Genomic DNA, 19644 nt, shown 5'->3' on the forward strand with positions numbered 1-19644 from the left:
TAAAATGTTTAAGTTTTATGTGTTAAGTTTCCATTTATATAACTCATCAGCAATTTTTCTGTCATTAGATAAACGAGGAACTTTATTTTGTCCACCTAGTTTCCCTAAAGATTTCATATACTCAATAAAAGCATTGGGTTGTAAAGGTGTAATGACTAATTTTCTCAAAATATTTCCTGTAATCAAGTCATCATAATAAACGTTGAGTTCTGTCATTTTCTTATCTAAAACCTCTGTAAATTTTTGTAAATTGGAAGGTTGTTTAGCAAATGAAATAAGCCACTCATGGTGAGGTAAACCTTCTTGTGGAGTTACTTGTGGAGCAACAGTTATTTCAACTATTTCAGTTTCAGGGAATTGTTCTAAAGCATACTTTAATGCTTTTTCGACTTCTTCGCCAATTACATGCTCTCCAAATGCAGAAATAAAATGTTTTATTCTGCCAGAAACAATCACTCTATAAGGATTTTTAGAAACAAATTTTACAGTGTCGCCAATAGAATAAGACCATAATCCAGCATTGCTACTTAAAACTAAAGCATAATTTTTATTCAATTCTACTTCACCAATAGTTAAACGAGTTGGTTTCTCATTAAAATATTCTTCAGTAGGGATAAATTCATAAAAAATACCTGTATCCAAAAGCAAAAGCAAGCCTTCAGCACCTTCACCAAATTTATCTTGGTAAGCAAAAAAGCCTTCTGAAGCAGGAAACATTTCTAAATAATCTATTTTTTTTCCAATGCTTTCTAAAATTTTAGCTTTATAAGGTTCAAAATTAACTCCACCATTGATTAAAAGTGAAAAGTTCGGAAATACATCTTTAATTTTCTTTCCTGCTTTTTCTATAACTCTATCAAAATACATTTGAACCCAAGGAGGAATACCTGAAATAAGCCCCATATCCTGATGTAATGTTTCACCAATGATTTTATCAAGTTTTTCTTCCCAATCTTCAATGCAATTAGTTTCCCAAGAAGGTAATTGGTTGGTTCTAAGATAACCAGGTACATGATGGTTTGAAATACCAGATAATCTACCTGTTAGCACACCACCTTTTTTGTCAAGTACGGGGCTACCTGATAAAAAAATGAGTTTTTTATCTAAAAATTCGCTATTTCCTGTTTCATAAACATAATTAAGTAATGCATTTTTTGCCCCATTGATATGGTTATGAATAGAATCGTTAGAAATAGGAATATATTTTACACCTGAAGTTGTTCCACTTGTTTTGGCAAAATAAAGAGGTTTTCCTTGCCATAAAATGTTTTCTTGCCCTTCTGTTACTTTTTCAATGTAAGGGCGTAGAGCCTCATAATCTCTGACAGGCACTCTCTGGACAAAATCTTGATGATTTTGAATATTCTGAAAATCATGATCTTTCCCAAAAAGTGTATGTTGAGCTTTTTTTATAATATGCTGAAAAACTTTTTCTTGTGCAACAATAGGCTGTTTCGCCCATTTTTCTTGTCGAGCAACAGTATAAGACGCCAAAGGTTTGGCTAAGAAGGAACGAATACCCATTTGTATCTTAATTCGGTTTGATGATGGAATAAAATCTTTATTCGTGATTTAATAAGTCTGGTCTTCTGATTTTGGTTCGTTCTAATGATTGTTCAAAACGCCAAGCATCAATTTTTTTGTGGTCTCCAGAAAGTAAAATTTCAGGAACTTGCCATCCATTATAATCTTCGGGGCGTGTATAAACTGGTGGAGCTAAGAAATTATCTTGAAAAGAATCTGTAAGAGCTGATGTTTCATCAGAAAGAACCCCAGGCAGTAATCTGATGATAGCATCAGAAACCACAGCAGCAGCAAGTTCTCCACCTGAAAGTACATAATCGCCAATACTGATCTCTTTAGTAATAAAATGTTCTCTTATACGCTCATCAATCCCCTTATAATGTCCACAAAGCATAATCAAATTCCCTTTAAGTGAAAGCTGATTAGCCATTTTCTGATTAAAACGTTCACCGTCAGGAGTCATATAAATAATTTCATCATAATCTCTTTCAGCTTTGAGTTTACTGATGCATTTATCAATAGGCTCTATCATCATCACCATTCCTGCTCCACCTCCAAACTGATAATCATCTGTAGTTCTATGTTTTCCTAATCCGTAATCTCGTAAATTATGTACAACCACTTCTACCAATCCTTTTTCAATAGCTCTTTTAAGAATGCTATGAGAGAAGGGGCTTTCAAGTAGATGAGGAACAACACTAATAATATCTATTCGCATGAGAAATGAAATCAATATTTAGAAATTTTTATTTGTTTCATAGCATCTTCCAAACTGATTTTTTTTGAATGATAAAGTTCTATAGTAGATTGATTGATGCTGATAGTTATGAAATTAAAGACTTTGGTTGGGATACCTTCTATATATTCTATCTTCTTTTTATTCAACTCAAATTGTATGTACCAAGTTATACTCTCGTTGGGTTTTAGTTGGGGAAGTAAAATATAACTATAATACATCAAAGACTCTTTGCTCGAATGTTCTATTTTGGCTTGAAATAAAGCTAAATTCTCATTAAAATCTTGTTTCTTATTTTCAGAATAGAAGAAACTATCTTCTGAGAAGTAAAGATAGTCAATATAATAAATTCCTGAATTCTGAAAATAATAATGTTGTCTTATGCTACCATACTGAATATGGTCTTCATCAGCAATAGTTTGGATAACATCGTTTGGAATAACTCCAAATATCTTTTTCCCTAATGTGGTTTTAGAATCTTCTTTAGAGAGAATATTTTTTTGTATTTTTTTTAGAAGCTCATCTTTACTATAATTACCATTTTTGAATATATCAAATTCTTTCTTAGAAAGCTCCCAAGATGCTTTTGGACGAATTACTAAATTTCCTTTAGCATCTTTTTTCCTAAGGTTAAAAGTATCTATTTGGCTTTCAAAATATATCATTCGGATAGACTGATGTGCTTCTAATTCAGCTACATCCATACTTTCAAGTATTAAATTTCTAATTTTTTTATCATTATATTCATTATCAAAAGCAATAGTTTTTTGAGTTTTGAGTAGAAGCTCTTTTTTAGGATTAGTGGACTCTTTTTTATTTTTGATATTTGGAGTGGGCTCTATAAAATCTTCTAATTGAAAATCACGATATTCTAAATGACGACTGTTATCATTAATTACTACAATATAACCAAAACTATGAATGTAGAAAGCATCTGCTTTTGGAGAAAACTTGTCTGTTCCATCAAGATGCATTTTTTCTTGAATATTATCCTTAAGTTTTGCTATATTTTGAACAATAGAGAAGTTTTGAGCATATACTCCTTCAAGAAATAGATAAAATACAAGGAATAAAAATAGTCTAAACATAATGATAGTGTAGCTGATTGAGGAAATCTAAAATTTCATCTGTAGTAAGTATGTAATCAATGGCAGTTTCTTTTAATGCAGAGGTTGGCATAGTATCAATCAGACATTCTGAAGGTTCTTGAATGATAGTTAATCCACCTTTTTCTGCAATTCTTTTCATGCCCAAAGCTCCATCTTTATTTGCCCCTGAAAGTAGAATGCCAATTAGTTTATTACGAAATACATAAGCTGCTGTTGTGAATGTAATATCAATGGCTGGTCTGGAATTATTAAACATTCCTTCAGTAGAGATTGAAAAAGTATTTCCTAATTCAAAACCTAAATGATAATTGGCTGGAGCTAAATATATTTTCCCTTTTCTGATTTGCTCTTTGTCTTCAGGTTCTTCTATCAGTTTGGCACTTTTGATATTCAGAGCTTCTACAAATCCATTTCTTACATCTTTGAGTCTATGCAAACACATAATAATAGGAACTTGAAAGTCTTCGGGTAAATTTTGTAAAATTTTACTAATTACCTGAAAACTTCCAGCCGACCCACCTATTACAATGGCTTTGTACTGATTGCTAAGATTATATTTGCTTTTTGTAAGACTGATATTCATTATTTTAAAACACTCACCAAATTAGTCCCTAATTTTCTTATAAATTTTTTCTTCATTATTTACTACAATAAACTTATTTGCCAACTCACACCATATCAATGACTCTTTAGAGCCAATAGCTAAATAAGCGTATTTATGCAAACTTTCATGAAATAGTTTTAGTACCTGATTTTGAAGGGTTTGATTGAAGTATATCATGACATTTCGGCAAAGAATCAAGTCGAACTTGCTAAAAGCTGAACCAGTTACAAGATTTTGCTCTCTAAATTCTACATTTCTTACTAAATTTTGGTCCATTACAGCTTTTCCACCTTCTTCTCTATAATAATTTTCTAAGTTGTAAACTCCTCCAAAAGTTGCATAGTTTTTCTTATTGACTTCCATGTTCTTGATATGATAATGGGCTTCTCTTGCTTTATCTAAAATAACATGGTCTATGTCTGTGGCTACAATTTTCACATTATCCAAAATTCCCATTTCTTCAAGTAAAATAGCCATGGAATAAACTTCTTCTCCAGAAGAACAGCCAGCATGCCAAATGGAAAACTTTTCGTTATTTTGTCTGATGTGAGGAATAATATGAGCTTTGAGTTCAACCCAAAAGGTTGGGTCTCTGAACATTTCGGTCACATTTACCGTGATTTCTGCTAAAAATTCTTTAAAAAATTTAGCATCTATATCTAATCTTCTCAACAATGTAGATACACTGTCCATTTTATAGAGTTCCAACACACGAGCAACACGCCTCTTAAAAGAAGACATAGCATAATTACCAAAATCGTAATCATATTTTTGTTTAATGAGGTCCGTAATTAGACGAAGTTCACTAATCTCTATTTCTTGCTGTAACATACCTATCAGCCTATTTTTTGAATAAAAATAAGAGGGTTTTATGAATTTTCAAAATAAAAAAGCAAACCTCAGGAAGATTTGCTTTTAATGTATCTTTAAACTTTTACTAAAACTTACTGATATAGTAAAATCAAATACCTTGCCACTTGTTGGCTGATGTAAGTTTTATAGAAAGGTTATATCATTAATAACATCGTATTGAAACTTCTGATTCAAGAGATATATGATTTTATCTTTACTCATTTGAAGTTCATTGCGTAAGGGTGCAGAAATAATCTTCACACACAAAACTTTATCTTTAATGAAAATAGTAGTTGTTTTTTCTGCAATAGGTAACCCCATAATATCAGACCAAGATTGTACAATTTGTGTTGAATCGAGCTTTGTACGTAATTTATAAGAGTCTAAAAGAGCATCAATAGCCTCTTTCATAGTATAAGTATCAGCTTTACGAGATTTGTGATTTAAACCCATTTGTCAAAAAATATAATGTAACAAAATTACTATAAAATGACTTTATTTACAAAGTTTGAACAAAATTTATTATATTAGCTTCCAAAAAGTTTGTAATTATGAGATATACTTTATTCTTACTATTTTTATTACCATTTTTATCAGTTGCTCAACTGCACGAAGATAGCCGATTTGAACAAAAAATACCCAAAAAACTGGATTATACCTTTGAAATGTTGCCACTTATCAAAGAAAAGAAAATGATTTTATTTGGAGAGAAAGAAACTTGGTCTGAAAACACCAAAAAAAGAACGTATTATTTTAAAACGTTGGATTCTACTCTCAAACAAACCACAGAAAAAGAATTTAATTTGGATAGAAGGTGGCTTTATGAAGAAAGCTATACTGATAGTACCAATTTATACTTATTGTTTTATACTGATAACCACAAAGAATTTGTGTTGTTAGTTTATACACAAAATGGAGAAATAGAGTATAAGGGAGGGACACTTCCTTTTAATTTTACACCTAGCAGTTTTGTTGTTTTTGGTAACAATGCTTTCCTGATTGGTCAAAATAAAGGAAAAGATGTAGTTATAGATTTTAGCTTTTTTGATAATTCAGTAAAAGTCATACCTGCTTTTTTTGACGAAAAATATGATATTAAAAACATAGAGGTTAATCATCAAGAAAGTATTGCCAATATTGTTGTACAAGAATCAAAACGGGGTGATAAAGATTTTTTTATCAGAAGAGTTTTAAGTAATGGAAAAAAGTTATCAGAAAATAAATTTTCTTTTGATAAAGAAAAATACCCAACTGATTTAGAACCTATTACTGTTAATAATCAACATTATTTAATTGGATTGTATGGAGATGGGCAAAGTCATTTTTACTCACAAGGTTGGATTTGGTCAAAATACGAACCGGAAACACCTACGCCATATATCAAACAAGAATCTTTTGATTATGTGAAGAATTTTTTTGTCTATTTCCCCAAAAAAAACAGACAAGAGCGTGAAAGAGAAAGAGTCATTGAAAAAAAGAAAGAAGGTAAATCTTATAATTATAAACTAAGATTCAGATTACACAAGCCAATATTTTATAACAATCAGATTATTGTAGTAGCTGAATCGTTCAATGCTGCTTATCAATATAATACAACATTCCCAACACCTGTAACGAGTACAAATCCTATGTACATGAACCTTCCAAATGCTAATAGAGGTTGGAGAGGCTCAACAACGCCAACATATCAATTTGTTCATGCTATTGTGTTGGCTTTCAATCTACAAGGGGAACTATTATGGGATAATGCTATTCGTATCAAAGATATTACAAAAAGTTATTTAGATGAGAATGTAACATTTGTTTCTCAAAAGGAACAATCTATTTTGCTACAATGTCATGAAAAAGGAATTAACATGAAAGTATTTAAGCAAAATGAAGTAATTTATGAAAATGAAACAGTTCCTTATCAAAAGAGTTATAATGTTGTACCCAAAAAAGATGATAAAATTAAAACAAATAATAGTCAAATATTAGGTTGGTATGATGACTATATATTAGTTTCAGGTATATACAATCCAAAAGCTCATAAATTTTTTACATCAGAAGAGGATGTTTTTTACATAGCAAAAGTTAAATTTGCAAAACCAGAAAGTAAATAAAACCAAAATGTCGAATATTTTTTATAGTGTCTTACTATTGATGTTTCTACAATCTTGTGCTCAATCGCAAGGAGAAAATCAGAAAGATAATGTTGCTAAAAAAGCTCAAGAAGAAACAACAGCTATTTTAGCGGTTACTGGTTTTGGAGTAGAAAGAACAAGTATTCCACTCAATGAATTAAAAGATTTATATTGTAAAGGAGAAGTTTATGTACTTGAAAAATCTCAGAAAAGAGTAAGCCAAATTTTTGGTTGTAAAAATACTAAAATTCTTAAGGACATTCAAGACTTTGCTTCTTTAGCAAAAGAAAAAATTTTACTCTTGGATCTGGAGAATGCTAATCCTCAGTTTAAAGCATTGGCAATAGATTCCATTAACTTCTTTCAAAATCCAGAAAAATACAATTTATATGTTTTAGGAGAAGAGAAAAAAAAGTTTGAATTTCAAAGTAAAATTACAAAATTTACTCTTACTGGCACAACAGCAATTACTCGCCATATGGGGCGAGCAACATCAGCCAATGGTATGGATTGGTTGATAGCTAATATTGTAAACGAGGTTAAAAACTCGGATTTTTTGCATGTAAGTAATGAAGTAAGTGCCAAAGACAACTGCGAATATGTTTCGGGTATGCGTTTTTGTATGAAAACAGAACATCTTGAGGTTTTAAATAAATTGGGGGTGGATATTGTGGAACTCACAGGTAATCATAATTTAGACCATGGAAAAGACCCTTACACACAAACCATGCAGTGGTATAAAAACAACAAAATGCAAGTGTTTGGTGGAGGTTTAACACCTCAAGAAGCTAATAAACCTTTGATAATCAATACAAAAGATGGAAAAAAAGTGGCTTTTGTTGGATTTAACGAAAGTTGCCCTGTTCGTGAATGTGCTGGCAAGGGTGGTAATAATGTTGGAGCTGCTCCCTATGATAGTGTAAAAGTTGCTAAAACTATTAAAGATTTAAAAAATAATAAAGAAATTAGTTATGTGATAGTTTCTGTACAATTTGATGAAGTGGATTCATATAGTCCTACAAAATCACAAGTAAGAATTACAAAATATCTTATAGATTGTGGAGCTGATTTTGTATATGGCTCTCAAGCTCACCAAGTTCAACAAGTAGAGTTCTATAAAGGAAAACCTATCTTTCATGGATTAGGAAACTTTTTATTTGACCAAATACATCGTTTGGGTGTAAGACAAGGCTTTTTCCTTCATAACTATTTCTATAATGGAAAAATAGTACAATCTATACCAGTATTTACATTTACGGCTATAGAACGAAGACCAGCACTTGCAAATTCTGAAGAAATAAAAGGAATTAAAAAAGTGATTTTTTTAGACAAAAACTTATATCAATAATTGTTTTGAAACCTGCAATTAGTATAATTATTCCAACTTATAATGGACAAAATAAGATTGTAAATGCTTTAAAATCTTTAGAAAAACAAAGTTTTAAAAATTTTGAGGTAATTGTGGTGATTGATGGCTCTAAAGATAACACTGAAGCTATACTAAAAAGCCAAGTATTCAACTTACCAAGTTTAAAGATTATCGTTCAGGAAAATAAAGGTCGTTCAGGTTCTCGAAATAGAGGAGTAAAAGACTCTAGAGCAGAGTTTTTACTTTTCTTAGATGATGATATGCGTTTAGAATCTAATGGTGTTGAAAAACATATGGAGTTTTATCAGGATATACAATCTTCCAAAATATTAATGGGATGTGCTATAGAAGATTTTTCTGTGATGACAACAGATTTTCAAAAATACAAGGGGTATTTGAGTAGAAAATGGGGAAAAGAAGTTGAAAATAGAAAACCTTTACCAAAGGATAAATTCTTTTTGACAGCAGCAAATTGCTCTATTGCCAAAGAAATATTTTATACACTTGGTTGCTTTGACGAACGCCTTACAGATGCAGAAGATTATGATTTGGGTAAAAGAGCTATAGAAAATAATATAAGTATTTATTTTGATGATAGTATTATTGGTTGGCATGATGACTTTATAACTTGTAAGTCTTATATCAGAAGACAACAACAATATCAAAAAGCTCATCAAAAGCTAAAAGAATATTATCCTGAACGTTATAAAGAAAATCAATATGATTATAAAGAGGCAAAAGGAATTAAAAGGAGAATTTATCAGTTTTTTGCAGGAGCTTTTTGGGTAAATGTAATAGATAGATTTAACTTTTTGCAAATCATACCTAAAAAGCTCCGTTATAAAATATATGATGTAATTGTAACTGCCAACACAGTACATTTCCCATTGAAAATATAATTAACAACCAACTGTTATTTTAGAAACACGGTTGCTGTGTCTACCTCCTTCAAAAGCTGTATTCAAAAATGCGTTCACCATATTTTGAGCTACCTCAATGCTTACAAAGCGAGCAGGCACACATAAAACATTGGCATCATTATGTTGTCGAGCAAGTTCAGCAAGCTCAACAGTCCAACAGAGAGCAGCTCGGATATTCTTATGTTTATTGGCTGTAATAGCTACCCCATTACCACTCCCACAAACTAGAATACCAAGATTACTTTCCTGATTTTCAACTGTATTTGCAACAGGATGAGCGAAGTCAGGGTAATCTACCGAATCTGAAGAGTTTGTGCCAAAATCTGTAACTTCTATATTTTTGGAAGCTAAAAACCTTTTAATAAGTTCTTTGTATTCAAAGCCTGCATGGTCAGAGCCAATAGCAATTTTCATAAAGGTAAAATTTTATGTTATTTATACTTAAGAGCTATACAACTTAAATTGTATCCATATTTGTCTTGACTAATCACAAGCTGGTAATTGATTGCCATAATAGCATCAGCACCCATTTCTTTCGCTTTTCTTGTTAATTGATAAATTAAGATTTCTTTTTCATCGTATTTGTAACCTTTTGGTAAATCTCCATAATGTGTTAAAAGTTCTTTTCTTGCATCCTTAGATTTTCGAGAGTAATACTTCTCATTATCCAATTTTACATTTCCCAAAACTTCATAAACTTTATTTGGTTCACTTTTGTCCCAAAAGACTTCAACGGGGTACTTATTGAGCATCATACCTGACCTAAAAGTACAGGAATTGGCTATAAATACAGTAATAGATAATAGAAAAAGGATTCGTTTCATGGTTAAATATTTTAGTTTTGCAAGTTAATAACTTTTTAATAAAATCTTATTTTTTGTTTTTAGAAAAAAGTTCTAATAAAAACTTGTAAAGTTTGAAAACCAATGTTATATTTGCACCTCATTTCAGAAAATCCATCATAAAATATTATAAATTTATGAAAAATGTGTTGATGCAAGCTGTTGATGCTGAATTAGCTCCTAACCGTACAGATATACCTGAATTCAGAGCAGGTGATACGGTAAATGTTCATGTGAAAATCAAAGAAGGTAACAAAGAACGTATCCAACAATTCCAAGGAGTTGTTATCCAAAGAAAAAACTCAAGCACTGTAAATGAAACATTTACAGTTCGTAAAGTTTCTAATGGTGTAGGTGTTGAGCGTATTTTCCCTATTCTTTCTCCAATGGTAGATAAAATCGAATTGGTAAGAAAAGGTAAAGTTCGCCGTTCAAGAATCTACTACTTACGTGGTAAAATGGGTAAAGCTGCTCGTATTAAAGAAAGAGTTTAGTTTTTATCAGATACTTCAAAAAAGGCTACAATCGAATTGTAGCCTTTTTTGGTATGAAATAGTTTGTCTATCAATTATTTTTTTAAATTTGCGTTCTATAAAATTATTGTATAAAACTATTTTGAATGGAGCAACTTGGTAGGTATCTAATTTTCTTGAAACAATTATTTGTTCATCGAGAAAAATTTAGAGTGTATGTAAATTTAGTAATAGATGAATGTGTCTATATTGGAATAGACTCTATTTTTTTAGTAACGATTGTTTCTACTTTTATTGGAGCTGTTACAGCTATCCAAACAGCTTATAACCTTGTCAGCCCTCTTATTCCTCTTACTGTCATAGGTTTACTTGTAAGAGATACTACACTTTTGGAGTTAGCACCCACCATTACAAGTATTGTTTTAGCGGGTAAAGTTGGCTCTAATATAGCGGGTAACTTAGGTACTATGCGAATAACAGAACAAATTGATGCTTTAGAAGTAATGGGAATCAATTCTGTTTCTTATTTAGTTTTACCTAAAATTATAGCTTCTATTATCGTATTTCCAATGTTAGTAGTTATAGCTGGATTCTTGTCTATTTTGGGTGGCTATATTGCTGGAGTATTTACAGGAGTGGTTACAGAAGAACAATTTATTTCAGGTGTAAGACAAGGTTTCATTCCCTATAACGTTACTTTTGCACTGATTAAATCTGTTGTATTTGCATTCTTAATAGCCACCATATCAGCATTTAAAGGATATTATACAAGAGGAGGAGCTTTGGAAGTAGGGCAGTCAAGTACAAAAGCTGTAACTGCGAGTGCTATTGCCATTTTGTTTGCCGATTATGTATTGGCTCAATTGTTGTTATAATCAAAAATAAAGCAGTTTTTATTTAATCATAAAATCACATTTAATTATCAATTTAGCATTTATGGATGTACTTGTAATGGTTGGGCAACTCTTGTTGGGGCTTTCTATATTGGTGGGTTTGCACGAATGGGGGCATTATATTGCTGCCCGCATGTTTAAAATTAGAGTAGAAAAATTTTATATATTCTTCGATTTCCTTTTCCCAATGGCAAATGTTTGGAATTTTGCTATTTGGAAGAAAAAAATAGGTGATACAGAATTTGGCTTGGGCTGGTTCCCACTTGGGGGCTATGTCAAAATAGCAGGTATGATGGATGAGTCTATGGACAAAGAAGCTCTTGCTAAACCAGCCGAATCTTGGGAGTTCCGTTCTAAACCAGCTTGGCAAAGACTTATAGTAATGCTTGGTGGTATTATTGTAAACTTATTACTCGGAATGCTGATTTTTATAGGTGTAACATTCTATTATGGAGATAGATACTTACCCATGAGTGCTGCTAAAAATGGAATAGTAGTCAATGAAATGGGTAAGAAAATGGGATTACAAACAGGTGATAAAATTGTAGATATAAATGGTATAAAGCCTGAAAAATATGCTGATTTATTTGGTGCAGATGTAATTTATGGTCAAAACCCTTATTATACTGTAGAAAGAGAAGGTAAAATTATAAAAGTAAATCTGCCAAACGATTTAGGCAATCACTTAGCAGGAGCAAAGAAAAATAAAAAAGAATTATTTATCTCTCCTCAGCCCCGAACTACTTTTGAAGTAGGTCAGGTTGAAGAAAAGCTTTTTGCAGGAATTGCAGGTATTCAGAAAGGAGATAAGTTTTTATCTATTAATGGACAGTCTGTTCAATATTTTGATGAGTTTGTGACAGAGCTAAAAAAGAATAAACTCAAAACAGTTGAATTTGAAGTTTTAAGAGGAAAAGAAACTAAAAAAATAAAATGTCAAGTAACAGATGAAGGAACAATAGGCATCAAAGCAAGTACACCAACTTTAGATAGTTTAAGAAAAACTAAGGAATATGGATTAGTAGAATCCATTCCTTTAGGTTCTTACAGAGCTTTTGAGGTTATTTTCTTACAACTCAAAGCCTTTGGAAAAATATTTAGTGGTGATATTGATGCTGGTAAATCGTTAGGAAGTTTTGGCTCAATAGCTCAAGCATATGGCGAATACTGGAACTGGGAAAACTTTTGGAGGCTTACAGGGATGCTTTCTATGGTGTTAGCATTCATGAACTTCTTACCTATTCCGGCTCTTGATGGTGGGCATGTTGTATTTTTACTTTATGAAATGATTCGTAGAAAACCTGCTCCTGAAAAAGTTTTGGAAGTTGCTCAACAAATAGGTATGATCATACTATTGGGACTTATGGCATTTGCTATTATTTCTGATATTTTCTTGAAGTAAAAACTTATGAATATTTTATTTCAGTTATATCATATTGTCTTTGTAATGACTATGTTGGGAGCAAAACCCCAACATAGTTTTCATTCTAGCCTTGCTGAAATGAATTATAATAATAAATCAAAATCATTTCAAGTTGTTCTCAAACTATTTGCAGATGATACAGAGGCAGCCTTGACTAAATTTTCAGGGCTTAGTTATAGTGTAGGAGGTTTAGGCAAAAATAGAAACCCTGATGCAGTTCTTTCGGCTTATCTCAACGAGCATTTTGTTCTTACTAAGAAAAATAAAAAGTCAACTATACAATACATTGGAAAAGAAGTAAGTGTGGATATGATAACAGTGTATTTTGAGATACCTTTTAATGATAATTTGAAAAATTATACATTGTCCAATACCATTATGTTGGATTTGTTTGATGACCAAAGCAATATTATAAACTTGCAAAAAGATAATAAAAATAAATCTTTTCAATTCGATTCAAATAAAAGAAGTATTCAGTTTACAAATATATGGTAGCTCAAGTAGGAATTATTATGGGAAGTCAATCTGATTTGGCAGTTATGCAAGAGGCTGCTGACTTTTTGACAGAAATGGGAGTAGCGTATGAACTAACAATTGTTTCGGCTCACCGTACTCCAGAACGAATGTTCGATTATGCCAAAACAGCTTACGAAAGAGGTTTGCGTGTCATTATTGCAGGAGCAGGAGGGGCAGCTCATTTACCAGGCATGGTAGCATCTCTTACATCTCTTCCTGTTGTTGGAGTTCCTGTAAAATCTTCGAATTCTATTGATGGGTGGGATTCTATTCTTTCTATTCTTCAAATGCCTTCGGGCGTACCAGTGGCTACGGTAGCTCTAAATGGAGCAAGAAATGCAGGAATTTTGGCTGCTCAAATTTTAGCCACATCTAATTCAGAGCTTTATGAAAGACTGGTCATATTCAAAGAATCTCTGAAAGAAAAAGTTAATCAACAAATCAAAGCAATAGAAAAATGATAAAAGCGACCACAAGTGGTCGCTTTTATTCTAAAATAGCATCTAATAAATCTAAAATAATATCCATCTCATAACCTTTACTGGTGGCATATTGAAGTAGTTTTTGTTTGCGTTTCAGAAAAATAGGTTCAGAAATCTGTTTGTTTTTCTTTTTTAAAATCTCTAAAATCGTTTTCTCATATTCTTCGTCTGTAATTTCAGCCAAACCCTGATTGATACAATAGTTAGAAAGTTGATATTTTCGTAAAGCCTGCTTAATTTTGAGTTTGCCCCATTTTTTTACTCTGAATTTACTCCCTACAAAAACTTTTGCAAAACGCTCTTCATTGATAAAGTTCTGACCAATTAGTTCTGCAATCACAAATTCAATTTCCTCTGAATCAAGCATGTATTCGCTGTATAGCTTTTCCCTGACTTCTTGTTGGCTTCGTTCTTGATAGGCACAAAACGAAGCCATTTTGGTAATAGCACCTTTTACAGAAGTCGCTTTTCTAACCTTTTTCTGCTCCATAAGTTTGTGCTTTTCCTGTATTGAAAACTGCCAAAACTTTTCCTTGTAATGTCATTCCAATAAAAGGCGAATTTTTAGATTTAGAAAGAATATTTTTCTCTGTGTAAACCCATTCTTTTTTGTTATCCCACACAGTTATATTAACTAAATTACCCTCTTTGATAGGAGTAGATGAAATACCTAATATTTCTCTGGGATTATCGGTAAGTTTTTCAATGAGTTGCTCTAAAGGCAAAATTTTATTTTGAGTAATAACAGCCGAAAAAGCAGTTTCTAAAGCAATAACACCAAATGCAGCCAAATCAAATTCTAAATCTTTGCTTTCAATATCTTGGGGCTGATGGTCTGAAACAATACAATCTATTGTTCCATCACTCAAGCCTTCCCAAAGAGCTTGCTTATCACTTTCCAATCTGAAAGGAGGATTTACTTTGAAATTTGTATCAAAGCCTTCTAATACTTCATCTGTAAAGAAAAGCTGATGAGCAGATACATCACAAGTAACATTTAGCCCCTCTCTTTTCGCCTGCCGAATTAACTCCACAGATTTTGCAGTAGAGAGACAAGAAAAATGAATTTTTCCTTTGGTATATCTCAATATTTCCAAATCTCGTTGTATCATCAATACTTCTGCAATAGCAGGCATTCCTTTTAGCCCCAATTGGGTAGAAGTAATGCCTTCGTGCATTTGCCCATAGCGTGTGAGCAAAGTATCTTCGGGGCGTTGAATCAGCAGGGCATTGAAAGGTTGTAAATATTGCAAACTTTTCAGAATAATATCTGCATTTTGGCTTGGATGTAGTCCATCAGAAAAAGCAATTGCACCAGCATGGTGCAAATCAATCATTTCAGATAAATCTTCTCCTTTGTTTTTTAAAGTAAGAGCAGCAATGGCACGTATTTGCACCAAATGAGATGAATTTTCTCTTAAAATATAAGCCAAACTGTCTTTTGTATCTAAGGCTGGTTGCATATTGGGCAAAATGCAAATTTCTGTAAATCCACCAGCCATAGCAGCACTTCGAGCAGAAGAAAGCGTTTCTTTGTATTCATAACCCAAATCAGGAACATGACAACGCATATCTACAAAACCTTGAGAAACGTGCAAACTATCTGATTGGATAATTTGATAAGAATTTTGAGGTGCTATAACATCTGCTATCTTTTCAATTTTCCCATTACTAATTAAAATATCTTTCTTTTGTTTATGATATGGACTTTGAGAGTCAAGTATGGTGGCTGATTGAATTAAAAACATTGTAAAAGTTATAAATTATGAGTTATAAGTTATGATTGATTGGGTTTAGGGTCTTTTACTTTTCTGAAACCTTTAATGCCCAAAGGAATCCATCCTAAAATGGGAATATAGTAAGCTAAAACAAGAGGGTTTTGTAAAATAATACGAAATGCAGAACCCCAACCTAATTTTAAAGGAGTTGTAAAATCTTTTTTCTTCAAACGGACACGCTCAAATTCTGCAAATAACAAAGGCCAGCCAATAGGTACTGTATAAGGAAAATGCTTCAAATTTTTGAATAACAATTTTAAATGCTCTGTCCATTTATAAGGCTTCTTTCCATATTTTTTTTCTGCATCCGAAAGCTCTGCTTGCATCTGTTCATGGATTTTATCACCAATTACCTTAAAATCATCATAATGCATTTCTTCAAACTCCTTATCTGTCATTTCATAGGGTTTGATGCGTTTTCCTAATACAAATGTAAGCTTTGCAGGAAAACCCATGTAAAAAATCCAAGGGAATAAAATGATAAAAGGAGTGATGAGTCCTAAAGGTAAAAAAGGAATCCCCAGCATATTTACCAATTTGTTCATAAAACTGGAACTATATGTATAAGGATTGATATACTCTCCATTAACAACAGCAAAAGGAATAATGTCAGTTTTATATTTGACACTCATGCGTATCATGGAAGTAGAAAGCCTTTGAAGTTGGTATTTTTTGTTAAAGCCTTTTCCAATACCTGGTACGCCTTCAGGGTAAATCATTACATTATACTCATTTTGATGCATGATAGTATCAAAATTAAGTGTTGTTGCATCCACAGCACCACCAACTTTTTTCCAAAAATACTTAATCTGATAGGGGTTCATCAAAACAGAAGCTGAAAGCATAGGAGCTGTTAAAGCTCTGATAGCATCTGAACTATAATTGGTAAGCTCATGAATTCGGTTCACAAAAACCATAGCATCCCAAGGAAAAGCCATACCAGAGTGATTGCTTGCAAAAATCAAAGGTCTGTCTGGATTATTACGTTTAGGATATTCTTGTTCTTCAAAACCAACCATTTCTGAACGAAAATATACTTTGTCAATGAGACTTAAAACATCTCGAGATAAGGCTTTACCATATTCCATATCAAACAGATGATCTAAAACGTACATATTATTCTTTATATCTTCGGGTAATGCAGTAGTTTTGTTGTTCGGAATCTCCATAAGCATCTGATTTTAGACGTAAAAATAATATTTTTTTATAAAAGTGAAGGGTTTTGATGAATAGAATTGTTTAAAGGAAATTTAACAATAAACAAAGAGCCTACATTTTCTTCACTTTGTATCAAGATTTCCCCTTTATTTTTTTCAATATAAATTTTGCATAAGGGAAGCCCTAGACCCGTACCCACTTCTTTTTCTGTACCTAAGCTTCTTTCATGAGATAATTTAAAAATATTAGAAACTTTCTCTTCACTCATACCAATACCATAATCTTTTACTTCCAATACTCCATAATTGTCTGATTGATAACTACGAATAATGATATTACTTTCAGGATTAGAAAATTTGATAGCATTAGAAAGTAAGTTTCTAATGATAAACTGTGTCATGTGAATATCAGCCCAAATAGAAAATGTATCGGGCATTTCTGTTTGAATAACAATTTTTTTACTGCTGGCTACTTCACGAAGCAAAACCAAAGAATTTTCTACTTCATCATTCAAAATAAAACTTTCAGGTTTAATGGCTTCAGAGGACATCTGATTTCTTGACCAAAGCAACAAATTGTCCAATAAATGAGCAGTATCCTGATTATATTGTCTTATTTTTTTGACAAAAAAATCTTTATCTTCATTGGTCAAATCACTAATTTCCATTAAATCGAACATACTCTTGAGTGTTCTAAAAGGAACTTTCAAATCATGAGCAATAATAGAAAAAAGTCTGTCTTTGGTGGCATTGGCTTCTTCCAATTGCTTTTTTTGTTCTTCCAATGCTTCATTAATGATGTAAATTTCTTCAGCCTGAGACCTTAACTCTTCATTAATGGTTTCTAAATCTTGCTTTTGAGCCAAAACTTTATTCTCAAATCGATTACGCACTTTCTTATAAAAAATAAAAACTATAAAAATTAAAATGAAAGTGGTAAGAGGATTGGTAAATTGTCTGAAGGGTACTTTTAAACCTACTAATAATGCTTCATACTCAAGATACCATATAAAAAAATAACCTGATAATGCAGCAGAAAAAGCAATAAACAGTTCGTAACCACTAAAAAGAAATAGACCTATAGATGCTGAAGCAAAAATTACCACTTGAGTATCAGCAAAAAAACGCCTATTAATATTGAAATAAGCTAAAAAAACAGTAGTGGCTAAACCAAATAAAAAGAAAAACCATCTGGCAATACTGGTTTTTCCAAAATAGTTGAGTAGAAGTGCAGGAATTAAAATAAAAAAAATTGCAGAGAGATGGATAACAGAAACCTTAAAATCGCCAGCGATAATTACAATAGTAAAATGAACTGCAATTATAACTATCAACCAAAAACAAATATAATTAACGAGTTGCACACGTTGATTATGCAACTCGTCTTTACCTTCATGAACACCTAAATTAAGAATGTTATGATAAAATTTAAGTAACTTCATCGACCTTAATGAATAGCATATATATCATTTAGGGAATTAATATAATTAAAAACTCTTATAAAAAATATCTTATCTATAAAAAATATTTTAAATATTTAAAAAATTAATATTTAGGTACTTCTACAATTCTACTTTTAGCAGTTTTTAAATCTAAGTTTTGTTCAAAACTGTTTCTTAAATTTTTGTATTGCCTATTTAAAGATTCTATTTTCTGAGAAATCTTATTTTTATCTTGAGTTAAGTTATTGGCTTTCTGTAAAATATCTGTTACATTTTTATGATAATTATCTAACGAATTGAGATATTCATTGGATATTTTAGAAAGTTCATCGCCCAAAAAGTCTAATTTTTGCCTGCCTACAATAGAATAATTCATTCTACCATCTTCTAAGATTTTAATATAATCAATTTTGCCTCCAGAAGTGAATTTCCTCTCTATTCCCCTAATGGTTGCATCTACTTTGGCATAACTATAATAATTGCGAATCAAATCGTTGGTTGCTAAATTTTCTAAGTTTTTAGCTTCTGTTGGATACAAATCTGTTGAAGAGTTACGAACAAAATCGTTGAGAAGACTCTCCAAAGCATCTATTTTGGTGTGCATTTGCTTACTTTGGCTTTCTAATTCTACCGAAATCTTTGCTAAATTTTCGTAATGTTCCACATATCTTTTAATTTCTTGACTGAAAAATTTCAAATCATCAGGGGCAATGTTATCATCATCCAAAACAGTTTGGTTTACCAAATTGACAACCGAACTGATAGAATTGACAACAGGAATATTACTTGTAATAAAACTCGTAATAGGATTATTAATAATGTTGGACACGATTTTCTTGAAACGGTCGCCTTTTTTACCTAAACGGCTTTTTTTGATAATTTTTTCATCAATTACCTTCAATATTTCTGTCTCTAATCTGAAACCAAGCTCTTCATTGGTGGGATTATTCAAAGCTGAAATAGCAGTAAAATATTCAGTAGCAGAAAGTGATGCTTTTAAGGCAGAGGTACTTTTATTAATGGCATCCATAGCACCAGCTGTACGCCTCAAAGCTTCTGTATTTTTCTCATAAAGCTCTTTTGCTTCTTTTTCAGAAGCAGATTGTAAATTTCGAGTTTGCTTTTGTAGAATAAGTAGAGAGTCATAAGTATTCTTCGTTAAATCAAAGTATTTTTTTAAAACTACTTCGTTTTGGGCTGTAGCCATTTGTGCCACTAAGCATAATGCTAAGGCAATGAATCCATTTTTTTGCATAAATCTACTTAGATTTTAAATGAGGAATAAGAACACCAGTTAAACTTTTGAGATACTCAAAGGTAAAAAATAACCAATTTCGTGCCAACAAAATTTTGAAAACCAAAGAATATTTGGCAGTTTTGCAAGCAAAATTTAAAACCCTT

Annotated in this window: 20 protein-coding genes and 1 pseudogene; 8 read left to right on the forward strand and 13 right to left on the reverse strand. The window is 31.6% G+C overall.

Annotated features, from left to right (window positions below; translation table 11 throughout):
- Positions 1-15: 15 nt before the first annotated feature.
- The 6 genes from AD998_04350 to AD998_04375 all read right to left on the reverse strand — a co-directional run bounded on the left by AD998_04350 (position 16) and on the right by AD998_04375 (position 5278).
- Complete coding sequence (locus AD998_04350; GenBank protein KOY85485.1) at positions 16-1524, reverse strand: hypothetical protein; 1509 nt, start codon at positions 1522-1524, stop codon at positions 16-18.
- Positions 1525-1561: 37 nt separating this feature from the next.
- Positions 1562-2242, reverse strand: a complete 681-nt coding sequence (locus AD998_04355; protein KOY85486.1) for a tRNA (guanine-N1)-methyltransferase — start codon at positions 2240-2242, stop codon at positions 1562-1564.
- A gap of 11 nt (positions 2243-2253) precedes the next feature.
- Complete coding sequence (locus tag AD998_04360; GenBank protein KOY85487.1) at positions 2254-3348, reverse strand: hypothetical protein; 1095 nt, start codon at positions 3346-3348, stop codon at positions 2254-2256.
- Positions 3341-3952 carry a chemotaxis protein CheB gene (locus tag AD998_04365; protein ID KOY85488.1) on the reverse strand — a complete coding sequence of 204 codons (612 nt, stop codon included), beginning with the start codon at positions 3950-3952 and terminating at the stop codon, positions 3341-3343. The genes AD998_04360 and AD998_04365 overlap by 8 nt, the downstream gene beginning before the upstream one ends.
- Before the next feature lie 21 nt (positions 3953-3973).
- Positions 3974-4804, reverse strand: coding sequence for a chemotaxis protein CheR (locus AD998_04370; protein ID KOY85489.1), 831 nt, complete (start codon positions 4802-4804; stop codon positions 3974-3976).
- A 165-nt stretch (positions 4805-4969) separates the two neighbouring features.
- Positions 4970-5278, reverse strand: coding sequence for a hypothetical protein (locus tag AD998_04375; GenBank protein KOY85490.1), 309 nt, complete (start codon positions 5276-5278; stop codon positions 4970-4972).
- Between the two features lie 98 nt (positions 5279-5376).
- Between AD998_04375 and AD998_04380 the strand changes: the two genes are divergently transcribed.
- The 3 genes and pseudogenes from AD998_04380 (at position 5377) to AD998_04390 (ending at position 8589) form a co-directional block, all read left to right on the forward strand.
- A complete protein-coding gene (locus AD998_04380; GenBank protein KOY85491.1) occupies positions 5377-6927 on the forward strand; it encodes a hypothetical protein in 1551 nt (516 codons plus the stop codon).
- A complete protein-coding gene (locus AD998_04385; protein ID KOY85492.1) occupies positions 6905-8296 on the forward strand; it encodes a hypothetical protein in 1392 nt (463 codons plus the stop codon). The genes AD998_04380 and AD998_04385 overlap by 23 nt, the downstream gene beginning before the upstream one ends.
- Positions 8293-8589: pseudogene (locus tag AD998_04390) on the forward strand (hypothetical protein). The gene AD998_04385 and the pseudogene AD998_04390 overlap by 4 nt, the downstream one beginning before the upstream one ends.
- Before the next feature lie 627 nt (positions 8590-9216).
- Here the strand turns inward: AD998_04390 and AD998_04395 are convergent.
- Together AD998_04395 and AD998_04400 are read right to left on the reverse strand one after the other, a co-directional pair.
- A complete protein-coding gene (locus AD998_04395; protein ID KOY85493.1) occupies positions 9217-9651 on the reverse strand; it encodes a ribose 5-phosphate isomerase in 435 nt (144 codons plus the stop codon).
- Positions 9652-9668: 17 nt separating this feature from the next.
- Complete coding sequence (locus AD998_04400) at positions 9669-10061, reverse strand: hypothetical protein (protein KOY85494.1); 393 nt, start codon at positions 10059-10061, stop codon at positions 9669-9671.
- Between the two features lie 155 nt (positions 10062-10216).
- Between AD998_04400 and AD998_04405 the strand changes: the two genes are divergently transcribed.
- From AD998_04405 to AD998_04425, 5 genes are all read left to right on the forward strand, one after another.
- Entirely contained in the window at positions 10217-10573 is a 357-nt protein-coding gene (locus AD998_04405) for a 50S ribosomal protein L19 (protein ID KOY88051.1), read from the forward strand.
- Between the two features lie 125 nt (positions 10574-10698).
- Positions 10699-11427 carry an ABC transporter permease gene (locus tag AD998_04410; protein KOY85495.1) on the forward strand — a complete coding sequence of 243 codons (729 nt, stop codon included), beginning with the start codon at positions 10699-10701 and terminating at the stop codon, positions 11425-11427.
- A 61-nt stretch (positions 11428-11488) separates the two neighbouring features.
- Positions 11489-12847, forward strand: coding sequence for a hypothetical protein (locus tag AD998_04415; GenBank protein ID KOY85496.1), 1359 nt, complete (start codon positions 11489-11491; stop codon positions 12845-12847).
- A gap of 6 nt (positions 12848-12853) precedes the next feature.
- Positions 12854-13363, forward strand: a complete 510-nt coding sequence (locus AD998_04420; protein ID KOY85497.1) for a hypothetical protein — start codon at positions 12854-12856, stop codon at positions 13361-13363.
- Positions 13357-13845 (forward strand): N5-carboxyaminoimidazole ribonucleotide mutase, encoded by a 489-nt coding sequence (locus AD998_04425; protein ID KOY85498.1) that lies wholly within the window; start codon positions 13357-13359, stop codon positions 13843-13845. The genes AD998_04420 and AD998_04425 overlap by 7 nt, the downstream gene beginning before the upstream one ends.
- A 25-nt stretch (positions 13846-13870) precedes the next feature.
- Here the strand turns inward: AD998_04425 and AD998_04430 are convergent, their stop codons facing one another.
- The 5 genes from AD998_04430 to AD998_04450 all read right to left on the reverse strand — a co-directional run bounded on the left by AD998_04430 (position 13871) and on the right by AD998_04450 (position 19498).
- Entirely contained in the window at positions 13871-14356 is a 486-nt protein-coding gene (locus AD998_04430; protein KOY85499.1) for a hypothetical protein, read from the reverse strand.
- The gene (locus AD998_04435) at positions 14337-15614 is read right to left on the reverse strand and encodes a dihydroorotase (GenBank protein KOY85500.1); all 1278 of its coding nucleotides are present in this window, start codon (positions 15612-15614) and stop codon (positions 14337-14339) included. The genes AD998_04430 and AD998_04435 overlap by 20 nt, the downstream gene beginning before the upstream one ends.
- 29 nt (positions 15615-15643) lie before the next feature.
- Complete coding sequence (locus AD998_04440; protein KOY85501.1) at positions 15644-16819, reverse strand: hypothetical protein; 1176 nt, start codon at positions 16817-16819, stop codon at positions 15644-15646.
- A 29-nt stretch (positions 16820-16848) separates the two neighbouring features.
- Entirely contained in the window at positions 16849-18243 is a 1395-nt protein-coding gene (locus tag AD998_04445) for a hypothetical protein (GenBank protein KOY85502.1), read from the reverse strand.
- A gap of 103 nt (positions 18244-18346) precedes the next feature.
- The gene (locus AD998_04450) at positions 18347-19498 is read right to left on the reverse strand and encodes a hypothetical protein (protein ID KOY85503.1); all 1152 of its coding nucleotides are present in this window, start codon (positions 19496-19498) and stop codon (positions 18347-18349) included.
- Between the last annotated feature and the right edge of the window lie 146 nt (positions 19499-19644).

The organism is bacterium 336/3 (genome assembly GCA_001281695.1).
In the GTDB taxonomy this organism is placed as follows: Bacteria; Bacteroidota; Bacteroidia; order Cytophagales; family Thermonemataceae; genus Raineya.

What these genes read in the sequence shown, in the direction of transcription:
- AD998_04425 (KOY85498.1), top strand. Translation starts at nt 13,357, where the DNA reads ATGGTAGCTCAAGTAGGAATTATTATGGGAAGTCAATCTGATTTGGCA.
- AD998_04405 (KOY88051.1), top strand. Translation starts at nt 10,217, where the DNA reads ATGAAAAATGTGTTGATGCAAGCTGTTGATGCTGAATTAGCTCCTAAC.
- AD998_04360 (KOY85487.1), bottom strand. Translation starts at nt 3,348, where the DNA reads ATGTTTAGACTATTTTTATTCCTTGTATTTTATCTATTTCTTGAAGGA.
- AD998_04435 (KOY85500.1), bottom strand. Translation starts at nt 15,614, where the DNA reads ATGTTTTTAATTCAATCAGCCACCATACTTGACTCTCAAAGTCCATAT.
- AD998_04370 (KOY85489.1), bottom strand. Translation starts at nt 4,804, where the DNA reads ATGTTACAGCAAGAAATAGAGATTAGTGAACTTCGTCTAATTACGGAC.
- AD998_04410 (KOY85495.1), top strand. Translation starts at nt 10,699, where the DNA reads ATGGAGCAACTTGGTAGGTATCTAATTTTCTTGAAACAATTATTTGTT.
- AD998_04440 (KOY85501.1), bottom strand. Translation starts at nt 16,819, where the DNA reads ATGCTTATGGAGATTCCGAACAACAAAACTACTGCATTACCCGAAGAT.
- AD998_04450 (KOY85503.1), bottom strand. Translation starts at nt 19,498, where the DNA reads ATGCAAAAAAATGGATTCATTGCCTTAGCATTATGCTTAGTGGCACAA.
- AD998_04375 (KOY85490.1), bottom strand. Translation starts at nt 5,278, where the DNA reads ATGGGTTTAAATCACAAATCTCGTAAAGCTGATACTTATACTATGAAA.
- AD998_04395 (KOY85493.1), bottom strand. Translation starts at nt 9,651, where the DNA reads ATGAAAATTGCTATTGGCTCTGACCATGCAGGCTTTGAATACAAAGAA.
- AD998_04430 (KOY85499.1), bottom strand. Translation starts at nt 14,356, where the DNA reads ATGGAGCAGAAAAAGGTTAGAAAAGCGACTTCTGTAAAAGGTGCTATT.
- AD998_04420 (KOY85497.1), top strand. Translation starts at nt 12,854, where the DNA reads ATGAATATTTTATTTCAGTTATATCATATTGTCTTTGTAATGACTATG.
- AD998_04380 (KOY85491.1), top strand. Translation starts at nt 5,377, where the DNA reads ATGAGATATACTTTATTCTTACTATTTTTATTACCATTTTTATCAGTT.
- AD998_04355 (KOY85486.1), bottom strand. Translation starts at nt 2,242, where the DNA reads ATGCGAATAGATATTATTAGTGTTGTTCCTCATCTACTTGAAAGCCCC.
- AD998_04415 (KOY85496.1), top strand. Translation starts at nt 11,489, where the DNA reads ATGGATGTACTTGTAATGGTTGGGCAACTCTTGTTGGGGCTTTCTATA.
- AD998_04400 (KOY85494.1), bottom strand. Translation starts at nt 10,061, where the DNA reads ATGAAACGAATCCTTTTTCTATTATCTATTACTGTATTTATAGCCAAT.
- AD998_04350 (KOY85485.1), bottom strand. Translation starts at nt 1,524, where the DNA reads ATGGGTATTCGTTCCTTCTTAGCCAAACCTTTGGCGTCTTATACTGTT.
- AD998_04445 (KOY85502.1), bottom strand. Translation starts at nt 18,243, where the DNA reads ATGAAGTTACTTAAATTTTATCATAACATTCTTAATTTAGGTGTTCAT.
- AD998_04365 (KOY85488.1), bottom strand. Translation starts at nt 3,952, where the DNA reads ATGAATATCAGTCTTACAAAAAGCAAATATAATCTTAGCAATCAGTAC.